Annotated in this window: 23 protein-coding genes and 2 pseudogenes; 12 read left to right on the forward strand and 13 right to left on the reverse strand. The window is 74.4% G+C overall.

Annotated features, from left to right (window positions below; all coding sequences use genetic code 11):
* Window positions 1-242 precede the first annotated feature (242 nt).
* Window positions 243-668: a CBS domain-containing protein gene (locus ACZ4V6_RS24570; RefSeq protein ID WP_467831101.1), complete on the forward strand. Its 426-nt coding sequence runs from the start codon at window positions 243-245 to the stop codon at window positions 666-668.
* Window positions 669-689: 21 nt separating this feature from the next.
* Window positions 690-1,709, forward strand: a complete 1,020-nt coding sequence (locus tag ACZ4V6_RS24575) for a sigma-70 family RNA polymerase sigma factor (RefSeq protein WP_467831103.1) — start codon at window positions 690-692, stop codon at window positions 1,707-1,709.
* Window positions 1,710-1,728: 19 nt separating this feature from the next.
* Here ACZ4V6_RS24575 and ACZ4V6_RS24580 read toward each other — a convergent pair whose 3' ends face one another.
* The 5 genes from ACZ4V6_RS24580 to ACZ4V6_RS24600 all read right to left on the reverse strand — a co-directional run bounded on the left by ACZ4V6_RS24580 (window position 1,729) and on the right by ACZ4V6_RS24600 (window position 7,437).
* Window positions 1,729-3,171: an FAD-dependent oxidoreductase gene (locus ACZ4V6_RS24580; protein WP_467831106.1), complete on the reverse strand. Its 1,443-nt coding sequence runs from the start codon at window positions 3,169-3,171 to the stop codon at window positions 1,729-1,731.
* A gap of 15 nt (window positions 3,172-3,186) precedes the next feature.
* Window positions 3,187-4,401 carry a polysaccharide pyruvyl transferase family protein gene (locus ACZ4V6_RS24585; RefSeq protein WP_467831107.1) on the reverse strand — a complete coding sequence of 405 codons (1,215 nt, stop codon included), beginning with the start codon at window positions 4,399-4,401 and terminating at the stop codon, window positions 3,187-3,189.
* 156 nt (window positions 4,402-4,557) lie between these two features.
* A complete protein-coding gene (locus tag ACZ4V6_RS24590) occupies window positions 4,558-5,751 on the reverse strand; it encodes a CaiB/BaiF CoA transferase family protein (RefSeq protein ID WP_467831109.1) in 1,194 nt (397 codons plus the stop codon).
* Window positions 5,752-5,905: 154 nt separating this feature from the next.
* Window positions 5,906-6,142, reverse strand: coding sequence for a hypothetical protein (locus ACZ4V6_RS24595; protein WP_467831111.1), 237 nt, complete (start codon window positions 6,140-6,142; stop codon window positions 5,906-5,908).
* A gap of 734 nt (window positions 6,143-6,876) precedes the next feature.
* Window positions 6,877-7,437 (reverse strand): NADPH-dependent FMN reductase, encoded by a 561-nt coding sequence (locus ACZ4V6_RS24600; protein ID WP_467831113.1) that lies wholly within the window; start codon window positions 7,435-7,437, stop codon window positions 6,877-6,879.
* Between the two features lie 140 nt (window positions 7,438-7,577).
* Between ACZ4V6_RS24600 and ACZ4V6_RS24605 the strand changes: the two genes are divergently transcribed.
* Both ACZ4V6_RS24605 and ACZ4V6_RS24610 read left to right on the forward strand, forming a co-directional pair.
* Complete coding sequence (locus tag ACZ4V6_RS24605) at window positions 7,578-8,246, forward strand: TetR/AcrR family transcriptional regulator (protein WP_467831116.1); 669 nt, start codon at window positions 7,578-7,580, stop codon at window positions 8,244-8,246.
* Window positions 8,247-8,341: 95 nt separating this feature from the next.
* The gene (locus ACZ4V6_RS24610) at window positions 8,342-9,376 is read left to right on the forward strand and encodes a LacI family DNA-binding transcriptional regulator (RefSeq protein WP_467831119.1); all 1,035 of its coding nucleotides are present in this window, start codon (window positions 8,342-8,344) and stop codon (window positions 9,374-9,376) included.
* Between the two features lie 12 nt (window positions 9,377-9,388).
* Here the strand turns inward: ACZ4V6_RS24610 and trxA are convergent, their stop codons facing one another.
* Complete coding sequence (gene trxA / locus ACZ4V6_RS24615; RefSeq protein ID WP_467831122.1) at window positions 9,389-9,799, reverse strand: thioredoxin; 411 nt, start codon at window positions 9,797-9,799, stop codon at window positions 9,389-9,391.
* A 120-nt stretch (window positions 9,800-9,919) separates the two neighbouring features.
* Between trxA and ACZ4V6_RS24620 the strand changes: the two genes are divergently transcribed.
* A complete protein-coding gene (locus tag ACZ4V6_RS24620) occupies window positions 9,920-11,362 on the forward strand; it encodes a dihydrolipoyl dehydrogenase family protein (protein ID WP_467831125.1) in 1,443 nt (480 codons plus the stop codon).
* 78 nt (window positions 11,363-11,440) lie between these two features.
* On the opposite strand, the gene ACZ4V6_RS24625 is transcribed toward ACZ4V6_RS24620, so the two are convergent.
* A complete protein-coding gene (locus tag ACZ4V6_RS24625; RefSeq protein ID WP_467831128.1) occupies window positions 11,441-12,085 on the reverse strand; it encodes a peptide deformylase in 645 nt (214 codons plus the stop codon).
* Between the two features lie 114 nt (window positions 12,086-12,199).
* Window positions 12,200-12,550, reverse strand: a complete 351-nt coding sequence (locus tag ACZ4V6_RS24630; RefSeq protein WP_467831131.1) for a tetratricopeptide repeat protein — start codon at window positions 12,548-12,550, stop codon at window positions 12,200-12,202.
* Window positions 12,551-12,733: 183 nt separating this feature from the next.
* Between ACZ4V6_RS24630 and ACZ4V6_RS24635 the strand changes: the two genes are divergently transcribed.
* On the forward strand, window positions 12,734-13,699 hold the full coding sequence (locus tag ACZ4V6_RS24635) for a pirin family protein (protein ID WP_467831133.1): 966 nt from the start codon (window positions 12,734-12,736) through the stop codon (window positions 13,697-13,699).
* Between the two features lie 339 nt (window positions 13,700-14,038).
* Here ACZ4V6_RS24635 and ACZ4V6_RS24640 read toward each other — a convergent pair whose 3' ends face one another.
* From ACZ4V6_RS24640 to ACZ4V6_RS24650, 3 genes are all read right to left on the reverse strand, one after another.
* Window positions 14,039-14,716: a CBS domain-containing protein gene (locus ACZ4V6_RS24640; protein ID WP_467831136.1), complete on the reverse strand. Its 678-nt coding sequence runs from the start codon at window positions 14,714-14,716 to the stop codon at window positions 14,039-14,041.
* Window positions 14,717-14,739: 23 nt separating this feature from the next.
* Window positions 14,740-14,985, reverse strand: a complete 246-nt coding sequence (locus tag ACZ4V6_RS24645) for a hypothetical protein (RefSeq protein WP_467831138.1) — start codon at window positions 14,983-14,985, stop codon at window positions 14,740-14,742.
* Between the two features lie 627 nt (window positions 14,986-15,612).
* On the reverse strand, window positions 15,613-16,194 hold the full coding sequence (locus ACZ4V6_RS24650) for an Rv1733c family protein (protein ID WP_467831141.1): 582 nt from the start codon (window positions 16,192-16,194) through the stop codon (window positions 15,613-15,615).
* Between the two features lie 163 nt (window positions 16,195-16,357).
* Between ACZ4V6_RS24650 and ACZ4V6_RS24655 the strand changes: the two genes are divergently transcribed.
* The gene (locus ACZ4V6_RS24655; protein WP_467831143.1) at window positions 16,358-17,269 is read left to right on the forward strand and encodes a pyridoxamine 5'-phosphate oxidase family protein; all 912 of its coding nucleotides are present in this window, start codon (window positions 16,358-16,360) and stop codon (window positions 17,267-17,269) included.
* Between the two features lie 314 nt (window positions 17,270-17,583).
* On the opposite strand, the pseudogene ACZ4V6_RS24660 reads toward ACZ4V6_RS24655, so the two are convergent.
* Together ACZ4V6_RS24660 and ACZ4V6_RS24665 are read right to left on the reverse strand one after the other, a co-directional pair.
* Window positions 17,584-18,036 (reverse strand): annotated as a pseudogene (locus ACZ4V6_RS24660) (universal stress protein).
* A 2-nt stretch (window positions 18,037-18,038) separates the two neighbouring features.
* Window positions 18,039-18,227 (reverse strand): hypothetical protein, encoded by a 189-nt coding sequence (locus tag ACZ4V6_RS24665; RefSeq protein ID WP_467831146.1) that lies wholly within the window; start codon window positions 18,225-18,227, stop codon window positions 18,039-18,041.
* Between the two features lie 295 nt (window positions 18,228-18,522).
* On the opposite strand from ACZ4V6_RS24665, the gene ACZ4V6_RS24670 reads away from it, so the two are divergent.
* The 5 genes and pseudogenes from ACZ4V6_RS24670 to ACZ4V6_RS24690 all read left to right on the forward strand — a co-directional run bounded on the left by ACZ4V6_RS24670 (window position 18,523) and on the right by ACZ4V6_RS24690 (window position 22,928).
* Window positions 18,523-19,515 (forward strand): Acg family FMN-binding oxidoreductase, encoded by a 993-nt coding sequence (locus ACZ4V6_RS24670; protein WP_467831149.1) that lies wholly within the window; start codon window positions 18,523-18,525, stop codon window positions 19,513-19,515.
* A 586-nt stretch (window positions 19,516-20,101) separates the two neighbouring features.
* Window positions 20,102-20,551: pseudogene (locus ACZ4V6_RS24675) on the forward strand (P-loop nucleotide/nucleoside kinase family protein); the annotation flags it as partial.
* Between the two features lie 282 nt (window positions 20,552-20,833).
* Window positions 20,834-21,703: an ion channel gene (locus ACZ4V6_RS24680; protein ID WP_467831152.1), complete on the forward strand. Its 870-nt coding sequence runs from the start codon at window positions 20,834-20,836 to the stop codon at window positions 21,701-21,703.
* A gap of 98 nt (window positions 21,704-21,801) precedes the next feature.
* A complete protein-coding gene (locus tag ACZ4V6_RS24685) occupies window positions 21,802-22,290 on the forward strand; it encodes a flavodoxin domain-containing protein (protein ID WP_467831154.1) in 489 nt (162 codons plus the stop codon).
* Complete coding sequence (locus tag ACZ4V6_RS24690) at window positions 22,215-22,928, forward strand: helix-turn-helix domain-containing protein (protein ID WP_467831157.1); 714 nt, start codon at window positions 22,215-22,217, stop codon at window positions 22,926-22,928. Before ACZ4V6_RS24685 ends, ACZ4V6_RS24690 begins: the two co-directional genes overlap by 76 nt.
* Window positions 22,929-23,122: the final 194 nt, after the last annotated feature.

Consider the following 23,122-nt stretch of genomic DNA (forward strand, 5'->3'; position numbering starts at 1 on the left):
TCCCGCGCGCAGTGCCGGGCCCGTCCGACGGTTCCACCCGCGGTGGTCACCCGCTCTCCGGCAGGGTCCGGCCGGCACCGGAGGCCGCCGTCCGCGTCGGCCCGGCCGGGACGCACCGGCCGGACATCGGCCCGGCCCCGACCGCCCCGGGCCGAGCCGGCCGCCGGAAGACGGTTTACCGGCCCCCGCGCGGGCTACGCGACCCGCACGGGGCCCGTACCGACGCCCAGGGAGGCGCGACCATGACCCAGCGTGTCCGAGACGTGATGTCACCCGCCGCGGTGGCCGTCGAGCCCATGACGACGGTGACGCGGGCGGCGCGGCTGATGCGCGAGGAGAACGTCGGCGACGTCCTGGTGACCTACGACTGCGACCTGTTCGGTCTGCTCACCGACCGCGACATCGTGGTCCGCGGCGTCGCCGCCGGCCGTGACCCCGACGACACCACGGTCGGCTCGGTGTGCACGCCCCCGCCCGTCGTGACGGTCGTGCCGGGGGACTCCACCGAGTACGCGGTCGGCCTGATGCGGCGCCACGCCGTCCGGCGGCTCCCCGTCGTCGAGCACGGCGGCGTCCCCGTGGGCGTGGTCAGCCTCGGCGACCTCGCCGCCACCGAGGACCCGCACTCCGCCCTGGCGGACATCAGCACGTCGGCCCCCGGCCACTGACCGGGGAACGGAGGAAGCGACATGACCCCCCCGGCACGAACCCCCGCGGCAGACACCCGGGAGGACCGCCGTGCCCCCACCCGCACCGCGCGGCTGCGCAGCCGCATCCCCGAACCCGACGAGGAACCCGATCTCCTCGGCCAGTACCTGGCCCAGATCGGCGCCACCCCCCTGCTGACCGCCGAGGACGAGGTACGGCTCGCCCAGCGCATGCAGGCCGGGATCCGGGCCGCCGAGGAGCTGACGGCGGCCGACACCGGCGAACCCGCCCCGGAGCCCGGGCGGCGCCGCGCGCTCGAGGAGACCGTCCACGACGGCCAGGCGGCCAAGGACCACATGGTCCGCGCCAACCTGCGGCTCGTCGTGTCGATGGCCAAGCGCCACGCCCACCGGGGCCTGCCCCTGCTGGACGTCATCCAGGAGGGCAACCTCGGCCTGATCCGCGCGGTCGAGAAGTTCGACCACACCAAGGGCTTCAAGTTCTCCACGTACGCCACCTGGTGGATCCGCCAGGCCATCGAACGGGGTCTGGCGACCCACGCGCGCACCGTGCGGCTGCCGGTGCACGTCGTGGAGCAGCTGCAGAAGCTCGCCAGGGTGGAGCGCAAGCTCCGCGGCAGCCTCGACCGCGAGCCGACCGCGGAGGAGGTGGCCGCCGAGAGCGGCGTCGACACGGAGAAGGTCGTCTGGCTGCGCCGCGTCGGACGCGACGCCGTCAGCCTGGACACGCCGGTGGACGAGGCGGGGGAGACCGTCGTCGGCGACCTCATCCCCGACACCGAGGTGCTCAGGGCCCCGGAGGTCGCCGAGTTCCGGGCCCTGGCGGAGGAACTGCGGGAGGCCGTCGGCACCCTGGCCCCCCGCGAGGCCCTCATCCTCAGCCTGCGCTACGGGCTGCACGACGGCCGGCCCCGCACCCTGAAGGAGGTCGCCGAGCACGTGGGCCTGACCCGCGAGCGCGTCCGCCAGCTGGAGAAGGCCTCCCTCACCCACCTCCGCGCCCCCGAGAACCGGGACCGCCTGCTGGACTGGGCGAGCTGAGCCCCGGGCGGTCCGGCCCTCAGCCGCCGTCCCCCGGCACCCGCAGCCGCGCCCCCTGCCGCAGCAGCTCCCGCTGCACCAGCCGGTAGGGCAGCCCGCGCGGTCCGCGCCCGTGCCGGACGGTCAGCGCCGCGCTCACGCCGGCCGCCTGGCCGGTCGCCATGGCGATGGGCATGACCCGGTACGACGAGTGCGCCACGTGCGTCCCGGAGATGCAGCGCCCGGCCACCAGCAGCCGCTCGGTGTCCCGGGGGACCAGGCAGCGCAGCGGGATGTCGTAGAAGCTGCCCCGCGGCACCCGCTTCAGGACGGTTCCGGAGCCGCGCGGATTGTGGATGTCGACCGGATAGGCGCCGTGCGCGACGACGTCCCGGAAGGTGCGCGCCGCCAGGATGTCGTGACCGGTCAGCTGGTAGTCGCCGAGGACGCGCCGGCTCTCCCGCACGCCGATGTGGGTGCCGCTCTGCACCACGTACGACTCCTCGAACCCGGGCACGCGGGTGCGCAGGAAGCGGTCGATCTGCGCGAGCTGGCGCCGCGCGGTGTACTCGGCGCGGGTGAGGTCCCACACGTTGGTGCCCAGGACCCGGTTGACGCGGGTGCTGTTGACGGCGACCTCGCGCGGGTGCGGGGTCGCGAAGAACAGGATGTCCTCGCGCGCCAGCCTCAGTTCCCCCGCCGCCCTGGCCTCCTCGATCAGGTCCCACAGACCGTGCACGCCGCGCCACTGGTCGGGGTGCGCGCGCACGTAGTCGGCGAAGTCGGGCCGCGCGAAGTCGGCGACGCGGAACATCAGCGTCATCGGCTGCACCAGCCCGTCCTCGGGCCGGCCGATCTCGTACGGCGCCCCGCAGGCGGTCGCGACGTCGCCGTCCCCGGTGGCGTCCACGACCACCCCGGCGTCGATCACCACCGGCCCCGACTTGGTCTCGAACACCACGCGCCAGCCGGAACCGCCGTCCAGCGGCAGCGCGCCGGAGGCGAAGGAGTGGAACAGCATCCGCACCCCCGACTCGTCCATCATCTCCAGCAGGGCCAGCTTGAACAGCTCCGGGTCGAAGGGGACCGTGTACCCGGTCTTCGGGGACGGCGCGAGACAGCCGCCGCGTCCCATGAGCCGGTCGAGCAGCTGCCACAGCACACCGGCGACCACCGGCTCGCCCTCCCCGTGGTCGGTGGGCAGCAGCCGTGAGGTGTCCCCGGACTCGGTGAACGCGGCCTGCTCGTGCTCGTTGTGGAACGACATCAGCGGCATCACCAGCGCCACGGTCGCGTTCCCGCCGAGGAACCCGTACCGCTCGACCAGCACCACGTCGGCCCCCGCGTCGGCCGCGCCGACCGCCGCGGCGAACCCGGCGGGACCGCCGCCCACCACCAGGACGTCGCACCGGCCCCCGTGCCGTGCGGGCCGCGGGGGCAGGGTGACGGTGCGGGGCTCGCGGGGCTCTTCCAGGACCGGCATCGCTCCCCCCCCGGGTCAGGCGTGCAGCGGGCGCGGTTCGGACACGCGCGGGCCGGCCCCCGCCGCCCCCGCCGCCGGGCGGGCGTCGATCCCGTCGAGCAGCGAGCCGCAGCGCACACAGGTCTCCCGGGCCGCCGCGGACAGCTCCCGCACACGGTCCCGCAGGTCCTCGCGGCGCTGCGGATACTCGTCCCACAGCCGGTCCACCTCCGCCAGCAGCAGCCCCGCCTGCTCGCGCGCCACCCCCACCAGGGCCGGTGCGCCGAGCCGGCGCGCGAAGTCGAAGACCTTGCCGGAGTAGGGCAGCGGCAGCACCGGCACCCCGGTGAGCGCCGCGAAGATCACGAAGTGCAGCCGCATGCCCACGGCCAGGTCCAGATGGCGCATGAAGCCGAGGATCTGCCCCGGGCTGTAGTCGCCGTGCAGGATCCGGCCCTTGTCCGGCGCGGTCATGTGGGACAGCACGGCGTGCGCGTGCCGTACGTCGTGCCGCTCCATCGGCAGGAACACCACGCGCGCGTCCAGCCGGCGCACCAGGAAGTCCGCCACGTCGGCGAGCAGCGCGTGGTAGTCGCCCTCGTCGAGCTTCTCGGCGGCCCGGCCCGGTTCCCGCACCGACATCCCCACCAGCCGGGCGCCCGTGGGGATGCCCTCCTCGCGCATCATCGCCTCGGTGAACGGCTCCGGACACAGCAGCAGCGCCGGGTCCGCGGTGACGGTGACCTCGCGCTCCAGGCCGACCTCCTCCAGGACCAGCCGGGACTCCTCGTCCCGCACCACGACGTCGTCCATGTCCCCCAGCACGGTGCGCACCGCCTCCCGGTCCTCGGCGTCCGTCAGCGGCCCCGCGCCCACGGCGTAGGCGAAGGTGGGCACGCCCCGGGTCTGCGCGGCGCGCACGAGCCGCAGGTAGCGGCGGGCCTCGCCGTTGTAGAGGATGCCGCCGCCGCCGAGCACCAGCAGGTCCAGACCGGGCAGCACGTCCAGGACGTGATTGCGGCTGACGCCCTCCCAGGGCACCACCTCGTCGGCGTCCCGGTGGTGGCCGCGGGTGTGCTCGGGGTCCCGGCTGAGCACCACGAGGTGCGCGTCGGGCCGCTGGGCGCGCAGACAGGCCAGTACGCAGGTCAGGATCGCCTCGTCGCCGGTGTTGAACCCCCCGTACGAGCCGAGCACGCCGATGCGCGGGCCCGGTCGGGCGGAGTGCGGATGGGAGGGGGCAGTGGTCATCCGAGGGCTCCCGTCAGGTCGGAGTCGGCCGGCCGCCGGCCCTGGCGTGCGGGCGGTCGTCACCCGCGTGCCGTGCCGAGTTGCCTGCCACATGTCCTGGAAACACCCCTTTGGTCCCTTCCTGCCCGAAACGGTCCCGGTGGGCGTGCCGGTCCCTCAGACCACGGCGTCCGCGCGCAGCGCCGCGATGTCGGCGGGGGAGCGGCCGAGCTCCGCGAGGATCGCGTCGGTGTGCTCGCCGACCGCGGGCACGGGGTCCATGCGCGCGGGCAGTCCCGCGAGGTCGGCCGGCGGCAGCAGTGCCCGTACCGTGGCGCCGCCGGGCACCGGCACCCGGCGCCAGCGGTCGCGGGCCGCCAGGACCGGGTGGTCGAGGAACGCGGCGATGTCGTTGACCCCGGCGCAGGCGATGCCGACGTCCCGCAGGTCCTTCAGGACGGCGTCGCTGTCCGAGCGGGCGATCCGGGCGGCGACGACGGCGTCCAGTTCCTCCCGGTGGGCGACGCGGTCGGAGCCGGTGGCGAACCGGGGGTCGTCCGTCAGCTCGGGCCGCCCGAGGAAGCCGGCGCACAGGGCGGCCCACTCGCGCTCGTTCTGCACGGAGAACAGCACCTCCTTGCCGTCGGCGGCCCGGTAGGCGCCGTACGGCGCGATGGTGGCGTGCCGGGTGCCCAGGCGCGGGGGCTGGCCGCCGCCGTGCTCGGTGTAGTAGGCGGGCTGGCCCATCCACTCCGCCAGGGCCTCGAACAGGGAGACCTCCACCGGGTGCGCCCGGCCGGTGGTGGCGCGGGTGTACAGGGCGGTGAGGATGCCGCTGTACGCGTACATCCCGGCGGCGATGTCGGCGACGGAGATGCCGACGCGCGCGGTCTCCTCGGCGGTCCCGGTGAGCGAGACGAGCCCGGTCTGGCACTGGACCAGCAGGTCGTAGGCCTTGCGGTCGGCCCACGGGCCGCTGGTGCCGTAGCCGGAGACGGTGCACGGGATCAGCCGCGGGAAGCGCTCCGCGAGGGCCGCGGCGTCCAGGCCCAGGCGGCCGGCGGCGCCGGGTGCGAGGTTCTGCACGAAGACGTCGGCGTCGCCGAGGAGAAGGTGCAGGATCTCGCGGCCCCTCGGGTCCTTGAGGTCGAGGGTGAGCGACTCCTTGGACCGGTTGAGCCACACGAAGTAGCTGGAGTGGCCGTGCACGGTCGTGTCGTAGCGGCGGGCGAAGTCGCCGTCGCCCGGCCGTTCCACCTTGATCACCCGGGCGCCGAGGTCGGCGAGCTGCCGGGTGGCGTAGGGAGCCGCCACGGCCTGTTCGAGGCTGACCACCGTGACCCCGGTCAGGGGAAGCCGCTGCACGCTCATGTCTCCTGCCGCCGGACCGGGCGCCCGCGGGCAGTGCGCCCGGCGGGCCTTGTGCGCTGATTTCTACGGCCCCCGTCCGGCGTGTGTCAACGGTGACCGGCACCGGCACGGGCGTCCTCACCTGTGCCTTCGCCGGCCGGCCCGCGGACCTCCGTCAGCGGCCCGCCGGACCCGAGGGCGCGGGCGAGGGCCCGCCGCGGGAGACGACGCGCATGCCGCGGTCGTCGACGACCCGGGCCTGCAGGGAACCGCAGGCGCACCGGGTCCACACCGTGCCGCCCGCCGCGGTGGTGTGCGTGGACACCACCTGGAAGGGCTCGGCACCGTCCGGCCACCCGCAGTGCGGGCAGAGGGCGCCGGTCGTGCCGGTCAGGGCGGCTCCTTCGGGCATCGGTGGTGCGCGGGGGAGGGCTGGTGCGCGGGTGCTGATCGACCGCGGCGCCACGGACAGGGTGCGGCCACGGGGCCGTTCGCGTCCAGGCCGGCTCCGCGGGCCCCGCCGTGAAGCGTGATCTTCACGATCGATCCGCGCAGGCCGCACGTCCTGAGGGCGGTCGCCCACCACGGCACGGCCACCGCGGCGGCCCGCGCCCTGCGCTTCCCCCCGCCCGCCGCGGGCCGGCGGATCCGGCAGCCCGTCCGCGACCCGGACGTCGTCCTGCCGGAGCCGTGGGACAGGGGCGTACGGCTCACCCCGTCCGCCGAGAGCCCGCTCGCGCACGCCGACGCCGTCCGGGTCCGCTGGGACGGGGCGGGACTCGGTCTGCGCGCGGGGGAAGAGGCTCCCGCCGGGCCGTTGCGGGTCACGGGGTCCCCCCCGGTGGCCGTGCCGGTGCTGCCGGCGACGACGGCCGCGCGGCTGCGGGAGCGGCATCCGCGGCTGTCCCCACGGACCCGGGAGACCGGTGCGACGGAGGGCTTCGGCCTGCTTTCGAGGGGAAGGGCGGTCCGGCGGTGGGGGAGGCCACGCCGTACGGCCCGCCGCCGGCCGACGCCCGCCTCGGCCGGCGGCCGCGCTGGACGACCCGTTCGGCCACCGCGCGTCCAGGCGTCGGCGCGGTGGCCCGACGCACGACAGGACCGGAGCTCGGCGAGCTCCGGTCCTGTGAGCGGTCGCGGGGCCGGTCAGGCGGCGGCGCCGTCCGCGTGGCCGTGCAGGCGGGCGACGACCTCGGTCAGCTGCGCGGCGACCTCGGCGTCGTCGGCCGGGTGGGTCTCCGCGAAGCGGGTGACGGAGCCCGGGATGGACAGCTTGATGTCCTCGATCACCTTGCCGCCGGCGATGCCCACGGCCTTGCGGGTGTCGTCCTGGGCCCACACGCCGCCGTACTGGCCGAAGGCGGTGCCGACCACGGCGACGGGCTTGCCGTTGAAGGCGCCGGCGCCGAAGGGGCGGGACAGCCAGTCGATGGCGTTCTTCAGCACGGCCGGAATGGTGCCGTTGTACTCGGGCGAGAAGAACAGGAAGGCGTCGGCGGCCTGGGCGGCCTCCCGCAGCTTGACCGCGGAGGCCGGGACGCCGCCCTCGACGTCGACGTCCTCGTTGTAGAACGGGATCTCGGCCAGACCCTCGAAGATCTCCACCTCGGCGCCCTCGGGGGCGAACCTGACGGCCGCCTCGGCGAGCTGGCGGTTGTGCGAACCGGCGCGAAGGCTGCCGACGAGGGCGAGGATGCGGACAGACATGAGTACTCCCACTGCTGGTGTGACGTGAACGGTCGGTGCCCGAAACACCGCCGGAGCTATCCGGACCGAGGTCCGTTTAATGTCTAACATCCTAAGCGGACCGCGGTCCAGTTTTGTTCCCGATGCTTTACGCTGTTTTCATGTCCGCCGTCCTGCCGCCCTTCCCCAAGCCCGAGGAGACCGACGGTCCGCCCGAGTTGCTCCAGCTCGGTACGAGAGCCGGCGAGGACGGACCCTGCCTGCGCGCCGACGCCGCCCGCAACCGGGCCCGGCTGCTGGAGGCCGCCGCGCGGCTGGTGGCCGAGCACGGCGCGGCGGGCCTCACCATGGAGGCGGTGGCCGCGGCGGCCTCGGTGGGCAAGGGCACGGTCTTCCGGCGCTTCGGTGACCGCACGGGCCTGCTGATGGCACTGCTCGACCACTCCGAGAAGAAGTTCCAGGCCGCCCTCCTCGGCGGACCGCCGCCCCTGGGGCCCGGTGCGCCGGCCGTGGAGCGGCTGCGGGCCTTCGGCTGCGCGATGCTGCACCGCAGCGGCGACGAACTGGCCCTGCAACTGGCCGCCGAGCCGAGCGCGGAACGCCGCTACACCGCCGCCCCGCGCCGCTTCCTGCGCGGCCACGTGGCCCTGCTGCTGCGCCAGGCCGCCCCGGACGCGGACAGCGAACTGCTCTCCCACACGCTGATGGCCTACCTCGACGCGGCCCTGATCCACCACCTCACCGAACAGTGCGGGGTGCCCCTGGCACGGCTGGAGGCGGGCTGGCTGGACCTGGTGGCACGGGTGACCCGCAGCGGGCCGACGGGCTGAACTCCCGCGTCCGGCCGGGCGCGACGTCGTCCGGTCCGCACGACGATCCCCCGCCCACGGGCGGCACCCGGCGCTCTGCCAAGATGCCGTACGTCATGGTGCAGATACCGAAAACGCCCGCCCCCGCGTCCCCGGCACCGTACTCCGTCCCCACGAGTGCCGATGTGGCCCGCCTGGCCGGCGTCTCGCGCGCGACCGTCTCCTACGTCCTGAACGACACCGGTGCCGTCCGGATCAGCGAAGCCACCCGCCGCCGCGTCCGCGAGGCCGCCCGGGAACTCGGCTACGTCCCCCACGCGGCGGCCCGTTCCCTGCGCGCCGGACACAGCCGCATGGTCCTGATGCCCGCCCCGGCCTTCCCCGTCGGCCCGCTCTACAGCCGGTTCCTCGCCGGACTCCAGCGGGCGCTCGGCCGCCTCGACTACACCGTCGTGCAGTACGGCACCGCGGGCCCGTACGACGACGACGCGGCCCGCGCCTGGGCCGAACTGCGCCCGGTCGCCGTCCTGGTGCCCGGCTCGGGCCTCGGCCCGCGCGGTGTGGAACTGCTCAGGCGCTCCGGCGTCCGCGCCGTCGTCACCCTCGCGCCCGAGGCCGTCGAGGGCGCGCACGCCCTGCTCATGGACCACGAGGCCGTCGGCCACTGCGCCGGACGCCACCTCCACGACCGCGGACGCCGCCGGATCGGCGTCGTCGTCCCCGCGGAAGACGGTCTCGAGGTCTTCTCGGCACCCCGCCTGCGCGGGGCGCGCCGCGCCGTCGAGGGCACCGGCGCCACCGTGACCGGACTCCCGCTCGCCTACGACGAGCGGGACGCCGCCCGGCTGGCCGCCCGTTGGCCCTCCCTCGGTCTCGACGCGGTGTTCGCGTACAACGACGAGTACGCGATGCTGCTGATGCGGGCCCTGCAGGACGCGGGCCTGGACATTCCCCGGGACGTGGCCGTGATCGGCGCCGACGACCTCGTGCTCGGCCGACTGCTGAGGCCCCGGCTCAGCACCGTCCACCTCGAACTGCCCTCCGGCCGCGACCTGGCCGCGCTGGTCGACCGAGCGGTCCACGACCCCGGCGCCGCGCCCGAGCTGCACACCGTGCTCGGCGCGAGGGCGGTGCACCGCGAATCGAGCTGAGCCGTCCGGCCGCTACCGGCCGCCCTGCCCGGTCTGGCCGTCCTGCCCGCCCTGCTGCCGGGCCTGCTGCTCGGCGACCGCCTTGCGGACCTCGTCCATGTCCAGGTTGCGGGCCTGTCCGATGACGTCCGTCAGCGCGGCCTCCGGCAGCGCGCCCGGCTGCGCGTACACGGCCACCTGGTCCCGGACGATCATCAGCGTCGGGATCGACTGGATCTGGAAGGCCTGCGCGAGCTCCGGCTGGGCCTCGGTGTCCACCTTGCCGAACACCAGGTCGGGGTTCTCCTGCGCGGCCTTCTCGTAGACCGGGGCGAACTGACGGCACGGCCCGCACCAGGACGCCCAGAAGTCGATCAGGACGAACTCGTTGTCCGTGACCGTCTGGTCGAAGTTCTCCTTGGTGAGCTCCACGGTGCTGCTCATGACGTGATCCCTCTTCCTGGTGTCGGCGACGAGCCGTCCGCACAAACACGGCCGAGGGGACGGCTATTCCGCGCACTTACCCATGTGGCCACGCCGCACACCACCCACCACACTGGCCCCATGACGGAATCGGAATCCAACGCGTACGACGTCGTGGTGATCGGCGCGGGCCCCGTGGGGGAGAACGTCGCCGACCGCACCCGGGCGGCGGGACTGTCCACCGCGATCGTGGAGAGCGAACTGGTCGGCGGCGAGTGCTCCTACTGGGCGTGCATGCCCAGCAAGGCCCTGCTGCGCCCGGTCATCGCCCGAGCGGACGCCCGCCGCACCCCGGGACTGAGCAGGGCGGCGCAGGGCCCGCTCGACGCCGCCGCGGTCCTCGCCCACCGCGACGACTACACCTCGCACTGGAAGGACGACGGCCAGGTCCGGTGGGTCGAGAGTATCGGCGCGGACCTGTACCGCGGACAGGGGCGCCTCGCCGGACCGCGCACGGTGGAGGTGACCGGCCCCGACGGCACCCGCCGCGTCCTGACCGCCCGCCACGCCGTCGCCGTCTGCACCGGCTCCCGGGCCGCCCTGCCGGACCTGCCGGGCCTCGACGACGTACGTCCCTGGACCAGCCGCGAGGCCACCAGCGCGAAGAGCGTGCCGGGACGGCTGATCGTGGTCGGCGGCGGAGTCGTCGCCGTCGAGATGGCCACGGCCTGGCAGGCCCTCGGCGCCCGGGTCACCCTCCTCGTCCGCGGCAAGGGCCTGCTCGCCCGCATGGAGCCGTTCGCCGGCGAACTGGTCGCCGAGGCGCTCACCGAGGCCGGCGCCGACATCCGCACCGGCACCTCCGTCGAGTCCGTCACCCGCGAGAACGGCACCGTCGTCGCCGTCACCGGCACCGGCGACCGCATCGAGGCCGACGAGATCCTCTTCGCCACCGGCCGCGCCCCGCGCACCGACGACATCGGACTGGAGACCGTCGGCCTCCGGCCCGGCTCCTGGCTCCCGGTCGACGACAGCCTCCGCGTCGACGGCCACGACTGGCTGTACGCCGTCGGCGACGTCAACCACCGCGCGCTCCTCACCCACCAGGGCAAGTACCAGGCCCGGATCGCGGGCGCCGCCATCGCCGCGCGCGCCTCCGGCGAGCCCGAGGAGTCCGCCCTGGAGTCCGGCCCGTGGGGCGCGCACGCCGCGACCGCCGACCACGACGCCGTACCCCAGGTGGTCTTCACCGACCCGGAGGCCGCCGCCGTCGGCCTCTCCCTGGCCGAGGCCGAAGAGGCCGGCCACCGCGTCCGCGCCGTCGACGTCGACCTGTCGACCGTGGCCGGCGCGGGACTGTACCGCGACGGCTACGAGGGCCGCGCCCGCATGGTCGTCGACCTGGAGGACGAGATCGTCCGCGGCGTCACCTTCGTCGGCCCGGGCGTCGGCGAGCTGATCCACTCCGCGACGATCGCCGTCGCCGGGCAGGTGCCCGTCAGCCGGCTGTGGCACGCCGTGCCGTCCTACCCGACGATCAGCGAGGTGTGGCTGCGGCTGCTGGAGGCGTACCGGGACAACTGACCGGTCCGGCCGCGTCGTGCCGGGGCGAGCGGGACACGTCCGCCCCGAACGCGCCCGCGACCGGCGGCGGGCGTGCCGTCAGGGGAGGTCGAACCCCAGGGCCGCCGCGGCCCGTTCCGGCGTCGGCTGGGCCCACAGCCTCGCCACCGCCTCCCCGGACGCCAGGGACCGCGGCTCGGCCCGGTCCAGGTACAGGGTGCCGTCGAGGTGGTCCGTCTCGTGCTGCACGATCCGGGCCGGCCAGCCGGTGAACACCTCGTCCACCGCACGCCCGTGCTCGTCCCGCGCGATCAGCCGCACCGCGGCGTGCCGGGCCACCACCGCCTGCCAGCCCGGCACGCTCAGACAGCCCTCGTAGAACGCGGCCCGGCCCGTGCCGACGGGCTCGTAGCGCGGATCGACCAGCACCCGGAAGGGCTGCGGCACCCGCCCGCGGGCCGTGCGCACCTCGTCCGGCACCGGCGCCGGATCCTCGATCACCGCGATCCTCAGCCCCACCCCGACCTGCGGCGCCGCCAGACCGACCCCCGGCGCCGCGTGCATGGTGAGGCGCAGCGCCTCCACGAACCGCGTCAGCAGCGCGGGCTCCAGTTGTCCGTCGAAGGGCTCGGCGACCCGCCGCAGCACCGGGTCACCGGCCGAGACGATCGGCAACGGGCCGCCGGCGGCGAGCAGTTCCTCGACCCGCTCGGCGAGAGGCGTGTGCTCGCTCGGGGCTCCCATCGCGCCAGCATGACACGGGGCGCGGCGACGGCGCACCGTCATGCTCCGGGCGCACGACGGTGCCCGGTCCCGCGGGGACCGGGCACCGTGGGCGTCACCGGCGGGGAGTCCCGCTCAGACCCCCTCGGCGAAGTCGCCCGCGAAGGCGGAGGCGATCCGCAGGTGCGAGTCGGCCTCCTCCTGCCGCCCCTGCCGTTCGAGGGTGCGGCCCAGCATCAGCCGGGCGTAGTGCTCCACCGGATCGCGCTCGACGATGACCCGCAGCTCGGCCTCCGCGCGCCGCAGCTGGGCGGAGTGGTAGTAGGCACGCGCCAGCAGCAGCCGCGGTCCGGTCTGCTCGGGCACCTCCTCGACCAGCGTGCCCAGGACGCGCGCGGCTGCGGCGTAGTCCTTGGCGTCGAAGAACATCCGCGCGCGCTCCCAGCGCTCCGCCGGCGTTCCGTGGTCGTAGTACGTCGTGTCCACTCGTGACCTCCTTCTGCGCCCGCTGCAACCGCACTCGTTGGTTGAATATTCCACCACCCTTTCCGCAGGTGCGCGGGTGCGGACGCGGGCCGGGACCCGCCGGTCCACGTGCCTGTCCGGCGGGGTGAAAAGGGGCGGCGGAGGATTGCCGCGGTGGGCCGTGCGGGGACTAGGTTGGGCGCCATGAGCAACCTTGACCGCGAGGCGGTTCCCTCCGTGTGCGGCGGCCGCGGCTTCGTGGTGGCGGAGCCCGTGCGAGAACTCCTCAGCCCCCGTCGGGTCAAGCTCGGCGAGTCCACCGAGGTCCGCAGGCTGCTGCCCAACCTGGGGCGGCGCATGGTCGGAGCCTGGTGCTTCGTCGATCACTACGGCCCCGACGACATCGCCGGCGAACCCGGCATGCAGGTGCCGCCGCATCCGCACATGGGCCTGCAGACGGTCAGCTGGCTCCACGAGGGCGAGGTCCTGCACCGCGACTCCACCGGCAGCCTCCAGACCATCCGCCCGCGCCAGCTGGGCCTGATGACGTCCGGCCGCGCCATCAGCCACTCCGAGGAGAGCCCGCGCTCGCACGCCCGCCACCTGCACGGCGCACAGCTGTGGGTGGCCCTCCCGGACGCCCACCGCCACACCGACCCGCACTTCGAGTTCCACGGCGACCTGCCGCACGTCACGGCCCCCGGCCTGACCGCCACCCTGCTCCTCGGCGAACTCGACGGCGCGGCCTCGCCGGGAACGACGTACACCCCCCTCGTCGGCGCCGACCTGACCCTCGCCCGGGGCGCGGACGTACGCCTGCCGCTGGAGCCGGACTTCGAGTACGCGGTCCTGGCCATGTCCGGAGAGGCCCACGTCGACGGCGTGCCCCTGGTGCCGGGCTCGATGCTCTACCTCGGCTGCGGCCGCCGCGAACTGCCCCTGCGGGCCGAGTCGGACGCGGGCCTGATGCTCCTGGGCGGCGAGCCGTTCGAGGAGGAGCTGATCATGTTCTGGAACTGGATCGGGCGGACGCAGGAGGAGATCGAACAGGCCCGCCGGGACTGGACGGAAGGGACGCGGTTCGGCGAGGTGAAGGGGTACGACGGGGCCCCGCTGCCCGCCCCGGAGCTGCCGGCGACGCCACTGAAACCGCGGGGAAGGTCCCGCTGATCCGCGGAAACGGCTGACGGGCCGGTGACGTCCACGTCAGCGCGGACCCGACGGGCGGCGTCCTCGCGGTACGCGTTCGATGCCGCGTGCCGCCTCCCCCGCCCGGGTTGTGATCGTCTGGCGCCCAGCGGTCCCGGCCGGTCCGTTCCGCGGGCACGGGCCGGTCGTGCCGTGCGGTGGCGTACCGTTCGCGACGCGCTGGGCGCGGCGCCGTTCCGAGGAGAGGGCGGCGATCACGCGGGCTCACCACCTCGGCGGCCGTCCCCTCGTCGGAAGGTGACGTTCGCGTTCCTCTGTGGCCTCGCCCCGCGGGGGCCGCGCGGTCGCTCTTCCGTAGGGTCAACGGACGGACTCGGGCCCGCCCCGGCCCGCCGACTCGCCTGTGAGCTGTGGCTCGACGTCCACGACGCCCTCCACGGCACGCACGAGCCGCACCGCGACCGATATGAGCGAGGTGTCGTGGATGTGACCGCGGAGGGTGACGACTCCCTCGTGGACATCGACGTGGACGGCGTGGCTGAAGGCGGGGAAGAGGCAGGACACCACGGTGCGGCGGACCTCCTCCTCGATCTCCTCGTCCGATCGGAGGAACACCTTCAGCAGGTCGGCGCGGCTGACCACGCCCTGGAGCATGCCGACGTCGTCGACCACGGGCAGCCGCTTGACGTGCCGGACGGCCATGGTCCTGGCCGCCTGCGCCAGGGTGGCGTCGGGGTGGACCGTGATCGCGGGGGTGCTCATGAGCTCTTCCGCCGTCACCGCCCCGGCCTTGGCGACGTCCGACAGCCGCCGGCGCTGCTCGAGGAGGCCTGGGTCGCTGTCGCGGAACTCTTCCTTGGGCAGCAGGTCGGCCTCGGAGACGACGCCGACGACACGCCCTCCTCCTTCCAGGACCGGCACCGCACCGACCTTCCACCGCTCCATGGTCTGCACGATCTCCTTGAAGAGCGCGTCGCGCCCGACGGCCACGACCGTCCGGGTCATCACATCGCTGACTATGTGCGGTGTCTCGGGCACCGGGTTCTCCTCGTCTCGCCTCGTCAGGGCACCTCACCGGCGCCGGGGCCTCCGGGCCGGCGGCCTGGGCCCCCGGCGCCGGTGACGGGAAGGGGCAGGCCCAGCAGTTCTCCGGCTCCGACGGCCTCGACGACCGCTGCGGGGCGGCCGGGCGTGCGTGGGACGAGGGCGACGGTGCCCGGGTGGATGATCCAGGAGCGGTCGGCTTTTCCGCCCTTCTCGAACATGAGCTCGTCGATCGTGAACGACGCCTCACGGGCGAGAGGCACGAGCCGTTCGCGGTGGTCCTCGGTCAGGGCGCCGCAGACGCCCCTTGTGGCAATCGCGATCGCCTTCCCTCCACCAGGGCCCGGAAGCGGGAGCGGGCCCAGGCCGACGGGGCGGCCGCGGCGGTGATGCGGGGAACCGAACCTTCTCCGTCCACCGGCCGTACGACTCCACGATCGTCGCAAAACGGCGCGGTGCAACTCGACCGGACGGGCAGGCGGGACCTGGTGCCCCCGCGACCGCCCTCCCACCCCGCGACGAGCGCGGTCCCTTCCCCGCGCGAGGCGGTGCGCCCAGCGCAGCGGCACCCGGCTCACGCCCCACTTCCGCAAGGTGACCTCCGCCGCCCGAGGCGAAGCACGCCCTCGCGGCGCACACCCGCGCATGACGGTCGCCGCGCGGTTCTCCCGGTCACCCTCCTCCCGGACCCGGACGGCGCCGTGCTGGTGCGGACGCCGGCGGCCTCGGAGCCGGTGCACGGACCGCCTACGCGACCGCGTCGAGGCCCGGTGCGGAACCGTCCGCCCCCACGACCGTGAAGCCGCTCGTCGCCTCTCCTCGGCCGGCGGGCGCCCACCGCCGGGAGCCGGCTGCCGGACCGTGCCCCGTGTCCGCGGTGCCGGCCCGGCTCAGCCGGCCGCCCGCCCCCACCGGGAGTCGATCTCCTGCCACGCGTTCTCCCAGGCGGCCCGGCGCCGCCGGTCGAGTACCGCCCGGGCGCCGTAGTACCCGGCGGTCGCCGCCGCGACGACGGTGAAGGACGAGGCGGTGCCCGTGAGGACGGCGTCCACCCCGGCCTGAGCCGCAGTGGGCGGCGCAGCCGCCAGGCGCTCCTGCCGGTCCGTCCACAGCGTCACCCGCGAGCCGGCTTTCAGCCCCGGGCCGACCGAGGCCCTGCCCGAGTGCCGGGTCCCGTCGGGCGCCGTCCAGCGCACAGGGGTGTCGGTACGGTCCATCACCGTCCCGTCGGTCACAGCACTGCCTCTGGAGTCCCTCACGAGCGTGGCCGTGATCGCATGACGCTCGGCGCGCCGCTGTGCCGCGTCGCGCGCGCCGGCCTGCGCTCCGAGCACTCCGGCCACGGGACCCGCCACCGCGACCACCAGCCACGTGATCAGCAGGATCCACGCCTCGAGCACGTCCTCACGACGGCGCAACGGATTGCGGCGCCAACGCCACAGAGACCGCCGGGTGGCTCCGGTTCCACGCATCGTGCTCACCTCCGGCAGCGGCCCCGTCTCCAGTCTGACGCCGGGCCTCGCCGGGGTGCAGGGGCCGGTTCGGCACGGCCACGGGGACCGTCAGCCGTCTGGTGGGCGCGGCACCGGCGCGTGACCCTGGAGGAAGGGACCCGTCGACGGAGAGGTCACGGTCATGTACGCACACCTGGGCGACCGGCTGATCGTCGAGACGCCGGCCAACGGTGTCAACCGGCGGGACGGGGAGATCGTCGGTCTCCGTCACGACGACGGAACGCCGCCGTACGACGTCCGCTGGTCCGACACGGGTGAGGTCACGCTCGTGTTCCCGGGCCCGGACGCGCGCGTGCAGCACGGTGGTGGAGAGCGGTCCGCACCTGATGCGGGAGCGCGGCCGGACCCGTCTCGTGGTGAACCGGTGGAACCTGCCGTCCGCACCGGGCAGGTCGGCGACGTCGGGCGGCGCCTTGCCGCCGCTCGCCGACGGAAGGGGCTCAGCCGGGAGGAGGTGGCCCGCCGTGCCCATATGGCGCCGCAGTACCTCGCCTACCTGGAGACGCACACGGCCGACCCGGGCTCCGGTTCACTGGTGCGGCTGGCCGACGCCCTGGGGACGACGTACGTCGAACTCCAGGGCGGCGGCGCGGACCAGCCGTCCGGTCAGGGGCGGGCGCTTCGCGACCCGGTCCTGCGGGACCTCGACGCGGAGGAGTGCCGCGCCCTGCTGTCGACGCACGGAGTGGGACGCCTCGCGCTGACCACGCAGAACGGGCCCGCGGTGCTCCCCGTCAACTACGAGGTGACGGACGGGACGATCGCCTTCCGCACGGCTCCCGGCTCGACCGCCGCCGAGGCCGCGGGCAACGAGGTGGCCTTCGAGGTCGACCGCATCGACGACGCCATGAGCCAGGGCTGGAGCGTCCTGATCGTGGGCCGGGGACGGGCCGTGACGGATCCGGAGACGGTGCGCAGGCTGGACGCGGCGGCACACACCGAGCCCTGGGCCGGGGGAGGGCGCTCGATGTGGCTGGTCGTGGACACGGAACGCCTGACCGGGCGGCGCATCGTCCCGGCCGACGGCGCATGAGCGCTCACGGCAGCGCTTCCCCTCCACGAGGGACGGCGCCCGGCGGACGGAGGCCGAGGGGGGAGACGAGGCGAGACCGCAAACACGCTGTGGCCGCGCGATCGACGTCACCCGGCACGGCGGGATCGGGGCCGGCGGGCCGACGTCTCGGCGACGTGCCGCTGCCCGAGGCCACCCTGGCGGCCACAGCGGTACGGGACGGGGAGCCCACCGTCCTTCACCCCGGACTTCCTCTGCGGCCCGGGGACGAACTCCTGCTCGTTTCGCACGACGCCGACGAGCAGGAGATCCACGCGGCCTTCCCGCGGCAGGGATCAGTGAACCGGGTCCCTCTCCTGCCGGACGACGACGACGGGACAGGCCGCGTGCTGGGCGCAGCGCTGGCTCACCGACCCCAGCATCGCCCTGGCGAAGGCTCCTCGCCCCCGGCGCCCCACGACGAGGACGTCGGCCCCCTCCGAAGCGCGGATCAACGCCTCCGAGGGGTCACCCTCGACGAGCACCTCCTAGAACCCCGGCGGCCGCTCGTCCGGGAAGACGGCGCCCAGTTCCTCCGCGAAACGCTCGCGCGCCTGCTGCAGGTCGAAGTCCGGGTCGACGGCCGGTCCGCTGAAGCCCGTGGCGGACGGGGTGTCCCAGACGTGGATCGCCTCCACCACGCCGCCGACGGTCCGCGCGTAACGGTCCGCCCAGCGCAGCGCCGCATGGGAGGACGGGGACCCGTCCACCCCCACGACCACCCGTGGTACCGCCTCGGAGGGTTGCATGGTCACCTCACAGGAGTGTTGTCCGCTGGGTCCACGCTGCCCGGTACCGTGCCGCCGCGCCAGCCGACGGACAGTCCGGCCAGGTCCGCGGGTGCGGCGTCGAAATCGTTCAGGCAGCCGGGGGCCGGTTCCGCGCCGGTGCTCACCAGGAAGTCCTGTTCGGGGGCAGGGCCCGTACGAAGAGGCTGCATGACGCCCACCTCGCCCGTATCGGCGTGCGGCCGGGCCGGTTCCCGGCGTCGCCCGTCCCCGGGGCCGGTGGGAAGGGCCGGCCGGCTGCCGCCACCGGGACCCCCGGCCCATGCCGTCGGCGCCGACGGGCGGCCGTCCGGCCCTCCCGCGAACAGCGCGCCCGGCGAACAATGGGGGTGGCGGGAGTCCTTGGCGAGGACAGGACCCGTGACGACCACGACCGCGACGGTCCGACGGGGCCGGAGCATGCGGACCAGCCCCTCGCCCGGTGAGCCGGGTCGCAAGGAGGACTCCATGTTCCAGATTCGACTCGACGAGGAGACGGTGACCACGTTGGTGGCCGAAGCCACCACCGCCCCGTCCATGCACAACGCGCAGCCGTGGCGCTTCCGTCACGTGGCCGGGGAGCGCCTCCTGCAGCTGCGCGCCGACCCGGACCGGTCCATGCCCCGGTCCGATCCCGGGAACCGGGCGCTGCACATCGGCTGCGGGGCGGCCCTCTTCAACCTGCGCGTCTCCGCCGTGCACGCGTCCTTGGCGCTACGGATCCGATTGCTTCCCGACCCGCGGGACCCCTTGCTCCTCGCGGCCGTGCGGCTGGCCGATCCGACGGAGACTCCGCAGGAGAAGGACCTGTGGCGGCTGCATCCGGCGATCCCGCAGCGACGCACGAGCCGTCACCCGTTCTCCGAGAGGGACGTCCCCGAGGGCGTCCGGGCCGCTTTGCAGGAGGCCGCGGCACGGGAGGAGGCGGTCCTGCTCTTCCCCGGCCGCTGGCACGTCGAGACCTTGCTCGGCCTGGTCCGCGACGCCGAGAGCCGCGACCTGCTGCACCCGGAGGTCAACGAGGACGTGGTGCGCTGGACGAGGCTCGGCGGTGCGGCGGACACGGCCGCCGACGGTGTCCCCGAGTACGCCTTCGGCCCGCGCAAGAGGGACGGCAAGGCTCCCGTGCGCGACTTCTCCGGACGCAGGCCGGTGGCGGACCGGGGAAGCACGGCCTTCGAGCGCACTCCGCACCTGGCCCTGCTCAGCACCCGGGGTGACGGTCCCACCGACTGGCTGAGGGCCGGCCAGGCACTGGAGCGCGTCCTGCTGGAGGGCACTCTGGCCGGTCTGTCCACGTCCTTGACCTCGCACCCCCTGGAGGACCGAGAGCTGCGCCTGCTGGCCCGCGACCCGGCGTCGGGGGTCGGCCACGTACAGATGGTGCTCCGTCTGGGGTACGGGCCGAAGGGCCCGGCCACGCCCCGACGGCCCGTACGGGATGTGCTGAGGATCATCTGACGGGGGCTCTCCCGTCCGGGCCGCCGGTATCTGTGCGGGTGGGATCACGGAGCTCGCGATGCCGGACGGACACCGGCTGCCGTCTGCCGAGGCCGGCGTCTTCCTGATCACCTCCCGCGCAGGGGCGGGTCCTTCCTGCCATCGGCGGCGCCCGCATGCGCCACGAAGGCGTATGAGGTACTCCTCGGCGGAGAACGCACGACGTCGGCACAGCGGAGGCTGTCTGTGATGCCATCAGTCGTCACGGCGGGCCTCGACGGTCCGCCCGAGTGTCTCGCCGTGGTGCCCCGTGACTGAGCCGGGGCGCCACGAGGATCCGGGAGCGGCGAAGCGCGCGGACGTCCGCGAGACGCACACCGCGGTGCTCTTCTTCGCGGGGGACCGCGTGTACAAGCGCAAGAAGCCGGTGGCTCCGGGGTTCTTGGACCACACCACGTCGACGTCGCGCCGTGCCGCGTGCGAGCGCGAGATCGAGCTCAACCGGCGGTTCGCGCCGGACGTGTACCTGGGCCTGGGTGAGCTCTGTGCTCCGTGCTCCGTGCTCCGGGCGAGGAAGAGGCCGGAGATGACGGGGCTCTCCGCGGCCCGGGCCGCGGCCGCCGACTACGGCGAGGGCTTGTACACGCCCGAGTGGACGGCCAGAACCTACGCCGAGCTGCTCGACCGGGCAGCGGCTCTCCTGGCCAAGGGCGAGTCCGTGGTTCTGGACGCCACGTGGATCGACTCGGCCCAGCGCGAAGCGGCTCGGCGTACGGCCGAACGCACCAGCGCCGATCTCGTGGCCCTGCACTGCCGTGTGCCCGGGGACGTGGCAGCGGCCCGTCTGAGGACCCGTGCCCCGGGCGCGTCCGACGCCGACGCCGACGCCGACGTCGCCGACGCCAAGGCGGCCAGGGAGGAGCCGTGGCCGGAGGCGGTCGCGGTCGACACCAGCGGTCCCCTGGGGTCCGCGGTGGCACGGGCCCTGGCAGCTGTCCGGCCGTGGGGCGCGGATCAGGCGAAGGTGTTCCGGCGTCCCTGCACGGAGCCGGACTGAGACCCGTCTTCACGTCCGCCGGCAGCCCTTCCCGCGGCACGACGACGCCCGGCCGGCCCTGTCGGAGGGCGAACAGCCGGACGACCTTCGCTCCCGCCTCTACGGCCTCGGCACCGTGCTGCGCCCGCACTTCGCCCAGGAGGAAGAGAACCACTTCTCCCCGGCTCCGTGACGTGGGAACCACCGCGCCGGGGACGGTCCGTCCTGCGGCGGTGCGGCCGCCGCCCTACGCTCGGAGAGCGTGGGTTCAGCCACTGCGGTAACGGTCGTGGGAGACGCGGAATGGAGTGGTTCGTCTCGCTGGTGGGCGCCGGGCTCGTCATGGTCACGCTGCGGGACCTGTTCCACACGATCTGGCATCCGACCCGCCACGGCGGTCTGAGCCGTCTGGTGATGACGGCGTTGTGGCGGCTGGCCCGGCGCTTCCGTGCCCGAAGGCGTGTGGTCGGGCTGGTCGGACCACTCGCCATGGTGACGACCGTCTGCATGTGGGCCGGCACGGTCGTCCTCGGCTGGGCGGTCGTCTACTGGCCGCACATGCCCGGGGCGTTCGCCTTCGCGTCCGGTTCCCGGGCCGCGCAGGAGCCTGCCCTGCTCGACTCCGTGTATCTGTCACTCGTCATGGTCGCGCCCCTGGGACTGGGGGACATCGCGCCTGACGCGGGCTGGCTCCGACTGGTCTCCCCGCTGGAGGCCCTGATCGGCTTCGCCCTCCTGACGGCCACCGTCTCGTGGGTGCTCGAGATCTACCCGGCGCTGACCCGCAGGAGGGTGCTCGCGATCCGCCTGGCCCTGCTGCGGGACTCCGGCACGACGACGCGCCAGATCGACGGCACGGCGGGGGCGCTGCTCCTGCATGACCTGGCCGCCGAGGTCGTACGCGTCCGGATCGACTTCACCCAGTACGCGGAGGCGTACTACTTCCACGACGGCGAGGACCACTCGTCGCTGGCCGCGGTGATCGGCTACGCCGGAGCACTCGCCCGCAGCGGGCAGGCGGCGGAGCGGCTCGACGTGCGCCTGGCGGGTGACCTGCTCGTCGGCGCGCTGGACGATCTCGCGACCCTTCTCGACCAGCGCTTCCTCCATACCGGCGGAACGCCGGCGGACGTCTTCGCGGCATACGCCGCCGACCACGGCCGGCACGCATGACCACGGTCGGACGGCTGCCGGTGGCCGGCAGGGGGGGTGCGCTCCAGGGGACGTCGGCCGGACCGGCCTGCTTCAGCGAAGAGACGGGGGAGAAGGCGATGAGCAGGAAGGTACTGGTCGCCTACGGAACGGCGAACGGCTCGACCGCCCGGATCGCGGAGGCCGTCGCCGACGTGCTTCGTGAGAAGGGGGCGTCCCTCGACACCGCACCCGCCGGATCGGTCGACGACCTCGCTCCCTACGACGCCGTGATCGTCGGCGGAGTCCCGTATGCGGGCCGTCGGCACGAGGACGCCCGGCGCTTCGTCCGACGGCACCGACGCGCGTTGTCCAAGCGTCCGGTGTGGTTGTTCAGCAGCGGTCCGCTGGATCCGTCGGCCTCGGAAAGGGACGCCCCCCGGTGCCCGGGGTCCGGCGCGTCATGGCCGGCCGGCACGGGCGTCTCTGCGCTGGCGGATCGGCGGAGGGTCTGCTCCCCTGAAAGGAAGCGGACGAAGTGGGGTGAACGGCCGTGCACGAAGACCGGGACCGGCCGGAGCCCGCGGCCGACGCCTCCTCGGCGGAGGAGAGTGTCGCCACCCGCATAGCGCTGCGGCGGGGACAACGGGGGATGTCCCGCGAGGAAGTGGCCGTGCGAGCAGGGATGTCGACGACGTATCTGCGCCAGGTCGAGGAGCTGGGAGCCGGCTTCGACCCCGGTGCGCTCATGCGGCTCGCCGCCGTGCTGGACATGTCGTACGAGGAGCTGACGACGGGGCGGCGCGACGTGCCGCCGGGCCGGGGCGGGCCCGCGGCCCACCCGGTCCTGGCGCGGCTGTCGGAGCAGGAGTGCTGGCAGCGGCTGGGCACACACGGCATCGGCCGTCTCTCCTACACGGCCGACGCGGTCGGCGAGGCTCCGGTGGTGCTGCCGGTCAACTTCCTGGTGGACGGGCGGAGCGTCGTCTACCGTACCGACCCGGCCGGCGCCGCGGCGGTCCGCTCCGGGGTGCAGGTCGCCTTCGAGGCCGATCACATCGACGAGGCGACCGGCCGGGGCTGGAGCGTCCTGGTGACGGGGACCGTCGAGCACCCAGCCGATCCGGACGCGCTCGAAGCCCTCGCGGTGCGGTACGGGTCGGCGCCGTGGGCCGGGGGCAGGCGTGATCTGTGGATCCGCATCGTGCCGCACAAACTGAGCGGACGCGTCATCCGGCCACTGCAGGAGGAACAGCGGCCCCGGTGACCCCTGCCGACTCCTTGGGGACCGATGCTCGCAGTTCGCTCACCGTCGGCGGTCCGGAACGCCGCTGACCTGTGTGAGGGCCCGCGGAAACGGTCGAGGGCGCACCGTCGGGAACCTGGCCGGGGCAGCGGCCGCCCCCCCCGTCCCGGCGGACGTGCCCGTCAGGACCCGGGCGATGGCGTCCCTGCCGGACC

It is taken from the genome of Streptomyces sp. NPDC029152 (assembly GCF_055564355.1).

Excerpts from the sequence above, each read along its gene's own strand:
- ACZ4V6_RS24570 (WP_467831101.1), top strand. The coding sequence starts at position 243 with ATGACCCAGCGTGTCCGAGACGTGATGTCACCCGCCGCGGTGGCCGTC.
- ACZ4V6_RS24575 (WP_467831103.1), top strand. The coding sequence starts at position 690 with ATGACCCCCCCGGCACGAACCCCCGCGGCAGACACCCGGGAGGACCGC.
- ACZ4V6_RS24580 (WP_467831106.1), bottom strand. The coding sequence starts at position 3,171 with ATGCCGGTCCTGGAAGAGCCCCGCGAGCCCCGCACCGTCACCCTGCCC.
- ACZ4V6_RS24585 (WP_467831107.1), bottom strand. The coding sequence starts at position 4,401 with ATGACCACTGCCCCCTCCCATCCGCACTCCGCCCGACCGGGCCCGCGC.
- ACZ4V6_RS24590 (WP_467831109.1), bottom strand. The coding sequence starts at position 5,751 with ATGAGCGTGCAGCGGCTTCCCCTGACCGGGGTCACGGTGGTCAGCCTC.
- ACZ4V6_RS24595 (WP_467831111.1), bottom strand. The coding sequence starts at position 6,142 with ATGCCCGAAGGAGCCGCCCTGACCGGCACGACCGGCGCCCTCTGCCCG.
- ACZ4V6_RS24600 (WP_467831113.1), bottom strand. The coding sequence starts at position 7,437 with ATGTCTGTCCGCATCCTCGCCCTCGTCGGCAGCCTTCGCGCCGGTTCG.
- ACZ4V6_RS24605 (WP_467831116.1), top strand. The coding sequence starts at position 7,578 with ATGTCCGCCGTCCTGCCGCCCTTCCCCAAGCCCGAGGAGACCGACGGT.
- ACZ4V6_RS24610 (WP_467831119.1), top strand. The coding sequence starts at position 8,342 with ATGGTGCAGATACCGAAAACGCCCGCCCCCGCGTCCCCGGCACCGTAC.
- trxA (WP_467831122.1), bottom strand. The coding sequence starts at position 9,799 with ATGAGCAGCACCGTGGAGCTCACCAAGGAGAACTTCGACCAGACGGTC.
- ACZ4V6_RS24620 (WP_467831125.1), top strand. The coding sequence starts at position 9,920 with ATGACGGAATCGGAATCCAACGCGTACGACGTCGTGGTGATCGGCGCG.
- ACZ4V6_RS24625 (WP_467831128.1), bottom strand. The coding sequence starts at position 12,085 with ATGGGAGCCCCGAGCGAGCACACGCCTCTCGCCGAGCGGGTCGAGGAA.
- ACZ4V6_RS24635 (WP_467831133.1), top strand. The coding sequence starts at position 12,734 with ATGAGCAACCTTGACCGCGAGGCGGTTCCCTCCGTGTGCGGCGGCCGC.
- ACZ4V6_RS24650 (WP_467831141.1), bottom strand. The coding sequence starts at position 16,194 with ATGCGTGGAACCGGAGCCACCCGGCGGTCTCTGTGGCGTTGGCGCCGC.
- ACZ4V6_RS24655 (WP_467831143.1), top strand. The coding sequence starts at position 16,358 with ATGTACGCACACCTGGGCGACCGGCTGATCGTCGAGACGCCGGCCAAC.
- ACZ4V6_RS24665 (WP_467831146.1), bottom strand. The coding sequence starts at position 18,227 with ATGCAGCCTCTTCGTACGGGCCCTGCCCCCGAACAGGACTTCCTGGTG.
- ACZ4V6_RS24670 (WP_467831149.1), top strand. The coding sequence starts at position 18,523 with ATGTTCCAGATTCGACTCGACGAGGAGACGGTGACCACGTTGGTGGCC.
- ACZ4V6_RS24680 (WP_467831152.1), top strand. The coding sequence starts at position 20,834 with ATGGAGTGGTTCGTCTCGCTGGTGGGCGCCGGGCTCGTCATGGTCACG.
- ACZ4V6_RS24685 (WP_467831154.1), top strand. The coding sequence starts at position 21,802 with ATGAGCAGGAAGGTACTGGTCGCCTACGGAACGGCGAACGGCTCGACC.